This window comes from Arthrobacter vasquezii (assembly GCF_029455255.1).
Lineage (GTDB): Bacteria > Actinomycetota > Actinomycetes > Actinomycetales > Micrococcaceae > Arthrobacter_D > Arthrobacter_D parietis.
Genome location: NZ_JAROKN010000040.1, coordinates 14864 through 27440 on the forward strand (window position 1 = coordinate 14864; position 12577 = coordinate 27440).

Below are 12577 nucleotides of genomic sequence, written 5' to 3' on the forward strand. Positions count from 1 at the left end.
GGACGTTAGCCTTGGAATCATCGGAGTGGATACAGGGGGAGGTCCGACAAATAGGAAACTTGGGGTCTGGGAGAGGCACCAGTTCGGCGGTCGTGCAGTATGGTTCCTTCCGGTAGCGCAGCTAGATCCTGCAAATCAGAAGCGCACGGTGCCGCATTCGGCTCGTCTCGCCGCCGGAATGGTGAGATACAAGCGACTGCTTCCAAGAGCGAAAGCAGTTCAGGCTCATCGGATGGACATCGCATACGCGGCGAAAATGCTATTCAGGCTGCCGCTTATATACTTCATCCACACTCAAAAGAGTGGCTTGACAGGCGAGACCTCCGACTCGATGTGGCGCTTCGCGCCTCGGGTACATGAGTGGTTGGAGAAGCGAATTGCCGTCGCGTCCAAGGACGTAGTCGTCTTCAACGAATCTTACTCAGGAACAGTCGCCGAATGGACTGACAGAGCGCGATTTTCGCCGACCTGGTTCGATCCCTCAATCCTCCAGTCAGAAGGTCCCCGGAAGCGAAGGTCCATCTGTTGGGTAGGCAGGCTTGAAGTGCCGAAGGATCCCGCGCTCGCACTGACCGCCTTCAAAATTCTCGCTGATTCACGACCAGAGACGAAATGGTCATTGGACATGTTGGGGTCTGGGACTCTTCAGCGGAGCTTGGAGGATGAGCTAGGTCGATGGCCCGAATCCATAAGGCGTTCTGTCAGAATTTGGGGACGCGTCAAACCAGAGGATGTAGCTCACATCATGGGTTCCTCGAGTTCCTTCCTTATGACCTCGCACCCTGGTTACGAGGGGTATCCGCGGGTGTTGGTCGAAGCAATGGCGTCCGGTCTGCCCGCTGTTGTTACTGAAGGTTCTGATACAGGTGGTCTGGTTGTGGACGGTGTGACCGGGTACACATGCAACAGAGACCCTGCACAAATCGCGGGGCAGCTGGTTGAGGCTCAGGCTCTGATGCCGCAGTCCCCTATAAACGCGGTCCACCACCTGAGCGCGCCTGAGGTAGTGCGGCAGCTTTTCACTACCCGCGGAGAGCGGGGTACGTGATGAATGCCCTGCGAATGCGCATCATAGGCGGCAAGGTCTTTCTGGGTGAATTTGAACTCTTCGCGGAAGATGCCGAGTCGCTTGATGGACGTATACGCGAATTGGTAAGCGAGCAAAGACCACGTTTGATTGTTACCCCTAACGTCGATCAGGTACTTAGGCTCGAAAGCTCGGAAGTGCTCCTGGAGTCATACTCAACGTCCTCACTACGGCTTCTGGACGGCATGCCTCTGGTTTGGCTGGCTCGGCTGCTAGGCGCCAAAGCGGCGCAGCGCAACACTGGCGCCGATTTGCTTCCTCGCGTGGTTCGAATGGCCGCTTCATCCAATTGGACTGTCGCATTGTTAGGTGGAACTGACGAAGTTGGCCAGCTTGCCGCATCCCGATTACAACAAAAGTATGCGGGTGCGGTAGTCAATCACGTTCCGTTCCCGATGACTTCTGACCTGACGTCTGACGAGTGCAAATCCGTCCTCAAGAGCTTGCTAGAAATGCAAGCAAACGTGGTATTTGTTTGTTTAGGATCCCCAAAGCAAGAAGAGTGGGCGCTGACATGGTGGGGCTCCCTTCCTCCGGCGCTTTACGTAGGGGCTGGAGCTGCTATTGATTTTGCAGCGGGCGGGAAGAAACGTGCGCCGCTCTTACTGCAACGCGCTGGAGGAGAATGGGTTTGGCGTTTGATGCAGGAGCCCAGGCGCCTAGCGAAGCGATACCTATTAGATGGCCCAAGATTTCTTACAGTTGTAATCCGATCGATTCGAGGTATGTAATGAAAGCTCTAGTGACAGGTGCTGCGGGATTTGTTGGAAGCCGCCTCGTAACCCGTTTAAAGGCAGATGGGTTCGACGTGGTGGGCGTTGACTCGATCACAGATTATTATGATCGCTCGATCAAGCTCGATAATTTGCGGAGACTTCAGGGCGACAACTTCGAATTCATTGAGGGAGACTTGAACTCCCTTAATCTTGTCCCGCTGGTGAAAGATGTAGAATATATATTCCACCAGGCTGGTCAGCCAGGCGTCCGTAAATCATGGGGGAAGGATTTTAGTGCCTATACCCGTGCGAATATCGCTGCGACGCAAATATTGCTCGAGACGGTTAAAGATTCGGCGTCTCTGAAGAAGTTCGTCTATGCATCTTCGTCTTCGGTATACGGCAATGCTGAGCGATATCCCACCAGCGAAAGCGACCGTCCTCAGCCTCTCAGCCCTTACGGTGTGACGAAGCTAGCAGCGGAGCATTTGTGCTCCCTTTACGGGGAAAACTTCGGCGTTCCAACTGTTTCGCTCCGATACTTCACTGTTTATGGACCCGGACAGCGACCCGATATGGCTTTCACACGATTCGTCCGCGCACTGCTCACTGATGGTGAAGTCAGGATCTTCGGTACTGGAGAGCAGATTCGCGATTACACCTTCGTTGACGACGTTGTTGATGCTAATGTTCGGGCTGCCTTGTCCAAGAGTGAACCAGGGGAAGTGTTCAACGTGGCTGGCGGAACGAATATCTCGCTTCTCGACGCTATCCACACGCTGGAAACAGTTGCCGGCCGCTCGATGCGCCTCACCCATGTCGACAAAGTAGCAGGCGATGTCGCAAGAACGGGTGGAACGACCGATAAAATCAACACCGCTTTAGGTTGGGCTCCGACTGTGACCCTTACCGATGGGCTAACGGAACACTTCGAATGGGGTCGGCGGATCTGGAGTGATTCTGTTGGTGGCTGATGATGTGCCTCCGCCGAACGGGCCAAACGACAAGGCTAGTTATCGGAGGTATCTGCGAGCTGACTTAGATGCACACGGAGTGAGCCGGTGGAAGTTCGGTATGTTCTTGACTCATCCCGAGCTTCACTACCAAAGGATCCTGCGTAAAGCGGAGTTGCACCGCAACGAGCGGGGCCTACGTCGATTTGTGTACGTTCTCGCCCGCGTCCGCTTGGCACGTGCGTCACTCCGGACGGGGTTGTCGATCCCTCCCGGAGTTTTCGGACCAGGCTTGTCGATCGCTCATCACGGCAGCATTGTCGTTAACGATCGAGCACGAGTAGGAGCTTATTGCCGTATTCACTCTGCGACAAACATCGGGGTCGGTCCGACTGGAGTTCCGATCCTAGGAGACTTCGTTTATATAGCTCCGGGAGCTGTGATCTTCGGAGGTATAACCGTGGGCTCCCGGACGGCAATCGCTGCCAACGCTGTTGTGAGGACAGACGTGCCTCCTGGAGTAGTCGTTGCAGGGGTCCCGTGCAAAGTCGTTTCCTCCGGCGGATCCGGTGAAATCATGCCGGAATGGATCCAACGCAAGATGACGAAGTAAGGCGGCGTACAGCCGGATAATCGGTGACTCGTTTCTCAAATGTTGATCGGAAGGATTGAGCCTTGCCATTTCTCTCGGTTCTCATGCCTGCTTATAACGCAGGAGGCACCGTCGAGACAGCTATCTTGACGACGCTACGCGCAATGCCTAGTGACTCTGAATTAGTTGTGGTGGATGACGCGAGCCAGGACCACACTGCAACCGTGTTGGAGCAGCTTTCGAATCGAGACAAGCGGGTTCGAGTTGTGACTATGAAAACGAACTGCGGCATTGCTGAGGCTCTCGCTCAGGGGATGAAGGTGTCGGACAGCAAGTACATTGCTCGGATGGACGCGGACGACATTGCGTTGCCTTGGAAGTTCTCCCAGGGTTTTGGGCAGTTGAGCAGCGGCGCTGACATCTGCTTCTCCACGGTGACGGTTTTCCAGAAGGGTCTACACGTCAGACCGTCCCTTCCCGTATCTATATCGGGAGCGGCTATGCGCCTATCTCTGCTCGTGGTGAATCCCGTGGCCCATCCGACCATGCTCGCACGCAGAGAGGCTATAGAAGCTTCGGGTGGATACCGGCAGGTGGCGTCTGAGGACTATGACCTGTGGATGCGCGCTGCTACGGCGGGCTACAAACTCGTTCGATCTTCGTTCCCTGGACTGCTTTATCGAAGGCACGCTGGCCAGATCACGGCGCAGCACTCGTGGAAGTTGAAAGCGATGTTTGATGAAGAGACTGCGAGAGCCCATTCTGACCTGACTAAAGTGGTTCTTGGCCGTGAGTTTTCGGTTTACCGATGGCTGAGAGGCGACCGCAATTCTAACCTGCGCGAAGAAGTTGAAGAATTCTTCTCTTTACTCTACGCCGAAGCAAAGCAATTTCGTGGTTTGGAGAGGGCGGTACTTATGCGACAGACGGATAGAGCCTACGGACGAGGAGCGTAGGCAGGTGACTCTGACGCAAGCTTTTGACAAGCGGTGCACCGACATGAGCAGGGGTCATGGCGCTTGACGGAGTCGGTTATGTCCTTGTGCTAGGGGCGGTTCTCTTACTCGTCCTGCTTCCAATTATTCCTCGGTCCACCATCGTTGTCTGCATTGTTGGTGCACGCTCGTTCACCGACATTGGTGCTGCGTCTGCTGGGTCGCTTTTGCCATCCTCACTGCTGTCGCTTGGGCTAGGAGTTTTAGCCATCATTGCCGCACTACTACCGACGGAACCGCGGCTGTATAAGGGAGATGTAGCAAGGGTATGGCTGCTCGGCGCTGGAGTGCTAGCATCGACGGCAATCTTCTGTCTCAGGTTCGGTATTAGTGCAGAGGCGGTTGAGGAACCAGTCCGTGTAGCGTCAATCATCGCAATATATGTGCTGGCACGTCGGGAAGCTGAAGCAAGTCCTGATCGCTCTATTACTCAACTCGTTTACGTGGGCCTACCAGCGGCGTTGATATTGTGCCTGGGCTTTGCTTCCCAGAATCCGATCTTGATGTCGTCGGGAGCACGGGCGGCAGGATCCTTCAGCCATCCCAACGCCGCGGCTGCTTTCTTGAGTATCGCCGCGGTGATAGCCATCGGCGCCGGTTGGTCGAGCGGGCGCCGCAAGTGGCAGATAGTGGGGATTATCGCTGCACTGGGTACTCTTTTCACTCTGAGCCTGGGTGGGATGCTGGGCTTGGTCAGCGGACTACTAACCTTTGTTCTGATGAATGCGAAATTTTCGCTCTCGAAGAAGCTGGCGGTAGTTCTCGGTTTCACAGGTGCAGTCTACTTCGCAATTTCGCGAAGTGCGCTCATCGATCGATTGGACGAGATTCGCGGTATCGACATTGAAGGGGCGCTGTCGAGCGGTAATAGTAGTAATAGCCTTGAATGGCGGTTTATCAACTGGAGCGAGTATCTCGAAATATGGCGAGAACAGCCATTTTTCGGATTTGGCATCGGCAGTTCTTATGGTGAGGTGATGCCACTCGGGGGGCCTCCTCACAGCCTATTTGTCCAGTTTCTATTCGAGTTCGGAATCATCGGGGCAGTGATGATCGCGATCATGTTCGCCGCTTGGCTGCGCACCCTGACCAGTCAACGGCGCAAAGATTGGCGCGCCGTGGTAATGCTCTCCTGCGTAACGCTGGCCGTCATCAACGGCTCGGAATCTAATCTCTTCGGCTACACATCGGCGATGTACTTGCTGGCGTTCGCAGTTGGTGTATTAGGCAGTGGACGTAGTAGAGACGGCGCTCTGGATCCCACTCCAGCGTCCTTTCGGACATTAAGGAAATGACTTGAATTTTCTGAGGGACATATTGCAAGACCACTCCATGAATAAAGGAAGGCTGCATCTACAGATCTTGCTAATTCTTTTTCGTATTGCTCAGAGATCACGTAGTAGGCGCAGTGCGCTACGTCCTCTGGCCCCACTCCTCGTTGCTCTTTACCGCGTTCCTGCACTTTTCCTGTATGGAATTGACATTCCTACTCGCACCGTAATCGGTCGCGGCCTCAGCGTCCATCACGGATTCGGGATCGTCATACATGCAGACAGTGTTATCGGGAATAACGTTACTCTGCGCCAAGGCGTAACGCTGGGAGCTAAAGCTGGCGGCAGACCGCCCGTGATAGGTGACCGCGTCGATTTGGGTGCGGCTTCAATGGTGATCGGAAGTATCACAGTGGAACCCGACGCGGTCGTCGGTGCGGGTGCAGTAGTAACCAGAGATGTGCGAGCCCAGACGGTGGTGGCAGGGAATCCAGCCCGCCCTATCACCTGATACTGGTTTTCTTACTTCAATTGTGACGGATAAGCTGTCACTAGCAAACTCAACGAAAGAGAAAAATTGGCGAATTACGTCGAGACAATGCGAAAGACGGCAGGAAAAGCTTACGATTCAATCTATGAAGATGTTTCTCGTCTAGTTTTTGTGGACTTCCCCGACTACCCCAATGTGGGCGATTCGGCAATTGCCTTGGGTCAATTCGCATATTATCGCTCTCGAGGCTTAGTGGTGGAGCGCTGCTACTGTATAGGTACGCTCACGCCCAAGGTCTTGGAATCTCAGATCCCAGTGGTTATAAATGGCGGCGGTAACATCGCTGGATTTTTCGATGGGATCGATGCACATAGAAACGACATAAGTAGCCGCTTGCGCGGAGATACACTTCTTATCCAAGCTCCACAATCTGTTCACTTCGCGACGGAATCAGCAAAGAAGAAGTTTACCGAATACTTCGCGAGCAGGCCGGCGCTCAGAATGGCCGTTCGCGATCAGCAGGCTGTCGACGCGCTCAAAGGAATTATTGAAGACCCGTTGCTAGCTCCCGATGCCGTACATCATCTGGGCAGGATTGAGGCCGCAGACCCATCACAGCGTGTGGTGATTTTGAAGAGGAAGGACAAAGAGTCCGCAAGCAAGGCTGATTTGGAATCGTCGGTCGATTGGTTGCGGGACTCGGCATCCTTGCGCATCGGTGCTTTCCTACGATGGAAGGGGAAATATGTCGGTCGTGGCGCGGAGCTTCTCAACCTAAGTCCGGGTGGGTGGGAGCGTGTCGCGAAGCGGCGGTTGGCGCGGGGGATTCAAATACTCGCTCCTGGTGAGGTCGTTATTACCGACAGGTTACATGCGATGCTGATCGCGCTGCAGATGGGACGTCGTGTTATTGCTGTGGACAACGCAAATCAGAAGCTGTCCAAGTATGCGAACACTTGGTTCCAGTCAGCACAGCCCGATATTACTTTTGCTAGCAGTTTCGAGCAGGCGATGCAGCTTGCGCGAAAGTGAGCGGGACGACTTTCGGTCCAGCTGAGTAGACAATGAAAAATCTTACGCTCTCCTTTCTCGAGCGCATTCTTCCGCGGGCTGCGTCCGCCCTCGTAATGGTCCTCCTCGCGGCCTACCTTTCCCCCGAGATAGTGGGAGTCTACGCGTTGGGAACCTTGGCGATTTTTTTGCTACAAGCAGCTTCGGATAACCCCATGCGCCAGATGGCTGTGAAGGTATTGCGCACCACAGGGGGCATGCTTTTCATGCGCCGCTATGTGATAATCGTCAGTGCTCTTGGTACGACACTTTTTTTACTCTTCGTCATTGCACTAGTGTTTCTTCTTCCGAGCGGACTTGCGGATGATGCCTTGCTGCTATTGCCTCTTGCCTTTGTGCCATCGCTTGCAGCAATAAGAATGAAGAATGTCGCCCAACTGCAACTGCGGGGCCTCTGGCCTGAATTAGCGCGCGGCCAGATGTGGGCTGCGTTGCTTTCGCTCGCTGTAAGTGTTCCGGTCCTGGTGGGAACGAAATCCATTCTTGCTAGCTCCCTTCAAATCGTCTTAACGGAGGCCATCTACTCATGGTACGTTCGACGTGCTGCAAGCCACTCACGTGTGAAGTCCGAGGATTCGCAGGCCAACGGAACGCTCTTCTCTGAGTTTCGGCATGTGGCCGCATACTCCCTGCTGGGGTGGGGGCAGAGCCAAGCGGATAAAGGTCTGCTGTCCATCTTCGCTGGACCGGCAGTTTTTGGTATGTATTCGTTTGCGCAATCAATCGCTCGAAGCGCCGGCGATTCATTGTCCACGGCCAGTGCAAATGTCTTAAGACCAGTCGTGCTCGGTGGTTCTCACACCATTCGGGAGGTGCGCAAGCTTGCAGAACCGGTAATTCAGCGAGGGGTTCTACTCAGCGCTTGCGCTGGCCTTGCAACTGTTCTTGCTGCCGAATATCTTCTTCGGAATATCCTGTCGGAGGAGTGGGGGCCAGCCCTCGATGCAGTTAGGATCATGACTATAGGTGTGGTCCCAACAATGGTCGGATGGAGTCTCACTGTACTCCTGCTCGCCCTAGGTCGAGTGAAGTGGGCATCGCCGATAAAGTTCTTGGGTGTTCTTGCAGCCGTCCCCATAGCGTTCTCAGCGATTTATAGTTTGGAGTTGGCAGCATGGCTTGTGGTAGCGCGGGAAGCGCTCGTCATGATGCTTTTGCTTGGCGTAGCGCCAACCGTATTGGGCAGAAGAACGCTGGTTTATATCCTCATTGCCTTTAGTCTCCTCGCGGGAGTGGCTCTCACGTTTGGGAGGTAACCATCGTCAGCTGCAGCGGCTTCCGTTGAGTATTGTCACTAAAGGCGACCGATGTCGGTAGTTATGCGCGACCCATGCCTCGGTAGGACCAGCCAGCGGCTCGCCAATCCGTAGCGACCAGAGCATTCCTGCCATCCAAAATGTGAGTTGTGCGCACAAGACGCGCTGATTCCTTAGGGTTGAGGTTGACGTACTGTTGCCATTCTGTCAGCAGCAGGACAGCCTCCGCATCGGTCAGCGCAGTGGCCAAGTCCGCTTCAAAGTGTAATTCTGGGAACCGACGACGCGCGTTCTCGATCGCCTCCGGGTCCGTCACAGTAACTTCGGCACCCTGCAGCTGCAGTTGCGCAGCGATGCTGAGAGCAGGGGAGTCACGGACGTCATCGCTATTCGGCTTGAACGCGGCACCAAGAACGGTGATGCGCTTGCCGATGAGTGAGCCGTCACAAAGTTCACGAGTCAGTTCCACCGTCCTCGATCGCCTTCGCATGTTGATGGCATCGACTTCACGTAGGAAGGTCAGGGCCTGGTCCGCTCCAAGTTCGCCGGCACGGGCCATGAAAGCGCGAATGTCCTTCGGTAGGCAGCCGCCACCGAAGCCGATGCCGGCGTGAAGGAACTTTCGACCTATGCGGTCGTCCAAGCCTATGGCGTCTGCCAGAGCAGTGACATCAGCGCCGGCTGCCTCGCAGAGCTCGGCCATCGCATTGATGAAGGAGATCTTGGTGGCCAGGAAGCTATTGGCTGCGGTCTTTACCAACTCGGCGGTCGCGTAGTCCATGACCAGGCGGGGAGTGCCCTCTGACAGCGATGCGGCGTAGACCTCGTCCAGCGCTTGGGCGGCCCGTTCCCCAGCAGCACCCCCGGGTACGCCGTAGACGAACCGATCGGGGTGCAGAGTGTCTTTAACGGCGTGGCCCTCTCGCAGGAATTCTGGGTTCCAGGCGAGGATCGCTTCCGGCGCAGTTTCCATGTATTCGTCTGCAAGGCGCGATGCCGTTCCAACCGGAACGGTGGATTTACCCACCACCACTTCACCTGAGCTGAGATGCGGGGCAAGGCCGGCGAAGGCAGCGTCGACGTACCGAAGATCGGCTGCGTATTCACCCTTACGCTGCGGGGTCCCGACACAGATGAAGTGCACAGCCGAGCCCGCGGCGTCGGCCATGCTGGTGCTGAACTTCAACCGACCGGAATCGAGCGAACTCTGCAGGAGGTCGGGAAGCCCCGGTTCGAAGAACGGCGCATGACCAACAGACAACTCGTCGATCTTCTTCGGGTCTACGTCGATACCGACTACATCGTGACCAAGCTTCGCCATGGACGCAGCGTGGACGGCGCCGAGATAACCGCACCCAATAACTGAAATGCGCATAGGTAAATCCCCCAAAAACTCCCCGATTTGTACCCCGCTGGCTCGGACGATTGGCCTTATGGACGCGGGTATCCTCTTCAAGGATACCGGCTGTCGTCCAGCGAAGACGATTCAGCGCCGTTCTGGGTCCTCGTCATTACGGTGCGACCAGCCGTACACGATCACCGTTCCTATCGCAGCGCCCAGAGCATTGGACAGCACGTCGCGCGGCGTTGCCACCCGTTCGGGTCGGAACAGCTCCTGGCCCACCTCGATACATGCGGAAGCAAAGATGCCCGCCGGCAGCGCGATCCATGCCCGTCGCAAGGGCAGAAACGCTGCCACCAGAATCCCGAACGGAATGAAGAGCAGCACATTGGCGCCGGACTCGATCAGGCTGTAGTCGAACCAGCCCGGTACACCTATCCGGTGCAACGCTCGAAGGGCGCGAGCCATGAAGCCGGACGCGCTCTCATCCACCGGCGACGGCCAGAAGGCAATCAGTGACAGCACCACGAGGTAACCGGTGAGCAGCGCGGCGAGGAAGCGCCGTCGTCGTGATGTCATGGAGGATGCCGCTGTCACCGGTGGCTGTATTCCCAGTCCACCAGCGTCTTCACGGCCGGCACCAGTTCTCGCACCATCTGCTGGTACACGTCGTCCGCGCGGCGGTAGGGGTCCACCACATCGTCATGCGAAGGATCTGAAGGGTGCACGGTGCGTGCACGCACCACCTTCGGCAGGATCGCGCGCCAGCGGTGCGGGCCGTCCAGGGACGGGTCACCGTCAAGAGTGGTGATGAGTCGCGCGAATTCACGCAGCGTGAAGGTCTTGCGCAGCAGTGACGGCGCCATCTCGATCACACGGCCGCGGTGCTCGCGGGTGAGGGTCAGAACCAGGTCCTTGCCCTCCAGGATGCGTTCTTCGAGCTGGCGGGCACGGAAGTTCTCGGAGTCGCCGTCGAACACGTGCACAAAGCCGGCCACCTGCGCGTCCATGGGGTAGTCCACTAGCGCGCCCGTGCCGGCACTGGAGACTTCGAACTCGCCGGGGGCTATCCGGGCGAACGCGCTCTGCAGCAGGCGCTCCACCATGGGGGAGCGGCAGATGTTGCCGGTGCACACGGCAAGAATGCGAAACGGAGTATCGGTAGTCATGGCCTCTGTTCCTGGAGACTTCGCGCGGGACGGCGACGAGGACGGGTTTACTTCGAAGCGTACCGGGTGGACACCCGTGTTACGGGCGCACAAGGGTTTCCAGAACGTCGAGCGCGACGGCCGTTCCGTCCTCCTTCCGCAGAAGTTCCCCCGTACGCGTCGCCTGATCTTTGTATTTCCCTGCCTGGGCCAGGGCATCCGTCAGCCGGTCCACCGTGACCTTTCGATAAGGGATGGGTTCCGGAGCGAGCCGCCGCCGATGCAGGAGATGTCCCCAGAACGGTTGATCGCCGATGAACGGCACCACCACCGACGGGATGCCAGCCCGCACCACAGCATGCGCGGAGCCCGCCCCTCCATGGTGGATCGCAGCAGTTGCACGTGGCAGGACCAGATGGTGGTCCACCGATTCCCGCACCAGCAGGTTGTCGCCCTGAGCTGCTGCTGGAAGGTCGATGCCACCCCAGCCCCTGGCCACCAGGACCCGGAGGCCGTTCCTGCGGGCCGCTTCTACGATCGCTTCGCCCCGTGTCCTCGGATCCCCGGCTTTCATCGAACCGAATCCGGCGTAGACAAAGTCACCGCCCTCGATGAAATCTGCCAGTTCTGTATCCGCCTCAACTGCGGGCGTCGGATGCCCGGTCCAGTGGCCGGTGAGATGGACGGTGGCCGGCCAGTCCGCAGATCGTGGCAGGAGTAGAGGGCTGATGGGGATGAGCGTTGCGCTTCCTGACGACCCCGTCCGTGGCGCGGGAGGGAGGTCTTCCACCGCCGCTGCTAACTCACGCTTGAACATCAGCTCGGCCACGCCCGCCAGGCGATAGCTGGCCCGGTTCAGAGGACCCAGACTGGTTCTGGTGAGGATCGGAAGTGGAAACTCGCGGGTGGCGGTGAATGACGGAATGGTCTCCACCAGCACCGACGGGATGCCCAGCCTCTCGGCCGCGATGGGAGCGCTCAGGATCTTCGGGTGATAAGCCACAACATCCGGTGCGAAAGTAAGGATCTGCTCCACGGCAGCCTGCAAGAGGCGGGCGAATGACGGCCGGATGACAGCGCGAAACTTCTTGGCCGCCATCCCGGGTGACACGCCCTGGTCGCTGATGAGCTGGGCGAAGTCCATGCCCAGACTGACAGTGTCCAGGCCCGTGATGTCAGTGCCGGAGTTGTCCGGGATCGCCGTCCGGACCGAGTACCCCCGGGCGACGGCGGCGCGCGCCAGGGCAACAAACGGTTCCACGTCGCCGCGTGTTCCGGCCGTCAGCAGCAGAATCTTCATCCGGGCGCACTCCGTCTCATCATGGGTTCCGTCATCACGCAGCCACGTCACGCCGTCGAAGGCACAACGCTGTTAGCACAGCCCCGGCAGCAGCCATGGCAAGCAGTCCCGCCGCACCGGCCGGGTCGAAGGATTCGACGGGCATGGCAGGGGAGTGCCGGAACGGGCTCGCGTCCTGCAGCCACACCGGCAGGCCGAACAGCTCCCCGAATTCGCCCAGCACCAGGCCCGCCGCGAGCACGCCCCAGCTCACAACGATGCTGAGCCGCGGGATCAGCGCGAACGCCAGGGCTGCCAGGGCCACAAAGACCAGGGCGGCCGGCAGGTGCGCCAGCGCTGCCGGAACCAGATTCCAG

At 57.5% G+C, this 12577-nt stretch carries 12 protein-coding genes and 1 pseudogene; 8 read left to right on the forward strand and 5 right to left on the reverse strand.

The window, feature by feature from the left end; all coding sequences use genetic code 11:
• The first annotated feature begins 331 nt into the window (after positions 1-331).
• The 8 genes from P4U43_RS18100 to P4U43_RS13145 all read left to right on the forward strand — a co-directional run bounded on the left by P4U43_RS18100 (position 332) and on the right by P4U43_RS13145 (position 8431).
• Positions 332-1048: a glycosyltransferase gene (locus P4U43_RS18100; protein WP_404800741.1), complete on the forward strand. Its 717-nt coding sequence runs from the start codon at positions 332-334 to the stop codon at positions 1046-1048.
• On the forward strand, positions 1048-1818 hold the full coding sequence (locus tag P4U43_RS13120; protein ID WP_277359141.1) for a WecB/TagA/CpsF family glycosyltransferase: 771 nt from the start codon (positions 1048-1050) through the stop codon (positions 1816-1818). The genes P4U43_RS18100 and P4U43_RS13120 overlap by 1 nt, the downstream gene beginning before the upstream one ends.
• On the forward strand, positions 1818-2777 hold the full coding sequence (locus tag P4U43_RS13125) for an NAD-dependent epimerase/dehydratase family protein (protein ID WP_277359133.1): 960 nt from the start codon (positions 1818-1820) through the stop codon (positions 2775-2777). The genes P4U43_RS13120 and P4U43_RS13125 overlap by 1 nt, the downstream gene beginning before the upstream one ends.
• Before the next feature lie 675 nt (positions 2778-3452).
• Positions 3453-4304: a glycosyltransferase family 2 protein gene (locus P4U43_RS13130; RefSeq protein WP_277359142.1), complete on the forward strand. Its 852-nt coding sequence runs from the start codon at positions 3453-3455 to the stop codon at positions 4302-4304.
• A 56-nt stretch (positions 4305-4360) separates the two neighbouring features.
• The gene (locus P4U43_RS13135; RefSeq protein ID WP_277359134.1) at positions 4361-5638 is read left to right on the forward strand and encodes an O-antigen ligase family protein; all 1278 of its coding nucleotides are present in this window, start codon (positions 4361-4363) and stop codon (positions 5636-5638) included.
• A 37-nt stretch (positions 5639-5675) separates the two neighbouring features.
• Positions 5676-6125 (forward strand): serine O-acetyltransferase, encoded by a 450-nt coding sequence (locus P4U43_RS18105; protein ID WP_404800742.1) that lies wholly within the window; start codon positions 5676-5678, stop codon positions 6123-6125.
• 66 nt (positions 6126-6191) lie between these two features.
• On the forward strand, positions 6192-7136 hold the full coding sequence (locus tag P4U43_RS13140) for a polysaccharide pyruvyl transferase family protein (RefSeq protein WP_277359135.1): 945 nt from the start codon (positions 6192-6194) through the stop codon (positions 7134-7136).
• Positions 7137-7168: 32 nt separating this feature from the next.
• A complete protein-coding gene (locus P4U43_RS13145; protein ID WP_277359136.1) occupies positions 7169-8431 on the forward strand; it encodes a lipopolysaccharide biosynthesis protein in 1263 nt (420 codons plus the stop codon).
• Between the two features lie 61 nt (positions 8432-8492).
• On the opposite strand, the gene P4U43_RS13150 is transcribed toward P4U43_RS13145, so the two are convergent.
• The 5 genes and pseudogenes from P4U43_RS13150 to P4U43_RS13170 form a co-directional block, all read right to left on the reverse strand.
• Positions 8493-9806, reverse strand: coding sequence for a UDP-glucose dehydrogenase family protein (locus tag P4U43_RS13150; protein WP_277359137.1), 1314 nt, complete (start codon positions 9804-9806; stop codon positions 8493-8495).
• Between the two features lie 111 nt (positions 9807-9917).
• Positions 9918-10352, reverse strand: coding sequence for a VanZ family protein (locus P4U43_RS13155; protein ID WP_277359138.1), 435 nt, complete (start codon positions 10350-10352; stop codon positions 9918-9920).
• A 14-nt stretch (positions 10353-10366) separates the two neighbouring features.
• Positions 10367-10942, reverse strand: coding sequence for an arsenate reductase/protein-tyrosine-phosphatase family protein (locus P4U43_RS13160; RefSeq protein WP_277359139.1), 576 nt, complete (start codon positions 10940-10942; stop codon positions 10367-10369).
• A gap of 79 nt (positions 10943-11021) precedes the next feature.
• Positions 11022-12272, reverse strand: coding sequence for a glycosyltransferase (locus P4U43_RS13165; protein WP_277359140.1), 1251 nt, complete (start codon positions 12270-12272; stop codon positions 11022-11024).
• A pseudogene (locus P4U43_RS13170) lies at positions 12256-12577 on the reverse strand (ABC transporter permease); the annotation flags it as partial. The gene P4U43_RS13165 and the pseudogene P4U43_RS13170, both read right to left, overlap by 17 nt.

What these genes read in the sequence shown, in the direction of transcription:
- P4U43_RS18100 (WP_404800741.1), top strand. Translation starts at nt 332, where the DNA reads ATGTGGCGCTTCGCGCCTCGGGTACATGAGTGGTTGGAGAAGCGAATT.
- P4U43_RS13120 (WP_277359141.1), top strand. Translation starts at nt 1,048, where the DNA reads ATGAATGCCCTGCGAATGCGCATCATAGGCGGCAAGGTCTTTCTGGGT.
- P4U43_RS13125 (WP_277359133.1), top strand. Translation starts at nt 1,818, where the DNA reads ATGAAAGCTCTAGTGACAGGTGCTGCGGGATTTGTTGGAAGCCGCCTC.
- P4U43_RS13130 (WP_277359142.1), top strand. Translation starts at nt 3,453, where the DNA reads ATGCCTGCTTATAACGCAGGAGGCACCGTCGAGACAGCTATCTTGACG.
- P4U43_RS13135 (WP_277359134.1), top strand. Translation starts at nt 4,361, where the DNA reads ATGGCGCTTGACGGAGTCGGTTATGTCCTTGTGCTAGGGGCGGTTCTC.
- P4U43_RS18105 (WP_404800742.1), top strand. Translation starts at nt 5,676, where the DNA reads ATGAATAAAGGAAGGCTGCATCTACAGATCTTGCTAATTCTTTTTCGT.
- P4U43_RS13145 (WP_277359136.1), top strand. Translation starts at nt 7,169, where the DNA reads ATGAAAAATCTTACGCTCTCCTTTCTCGAGCGCATTCTTCCGCGGGCT.
- P4U43_RS13150 (WP_277359137.1), bottom strand. Translation starts at nt 9,806, where the DNA reads ATGCGCATTTCAGTTATTGGGTGCGGTTATCTCGGCGCCGTCCACGCT.
- P4U43_RS13155 (WP_277359138.1), bottom strand. Translation starts at nt 10,352, where the DNA reads ATGACATCACGACGACGGCGCTTCCTCGCCGCGCTGCTCACCGGTTAC.
- P4U43_RS13160 (WP_277359139.1), bottom strand. Translation starts at nt 10,942, where the DNA reads ATGACTACCGATACTCCGTTTCGCATTCTTGCCGTGTGCACCGGCAAC.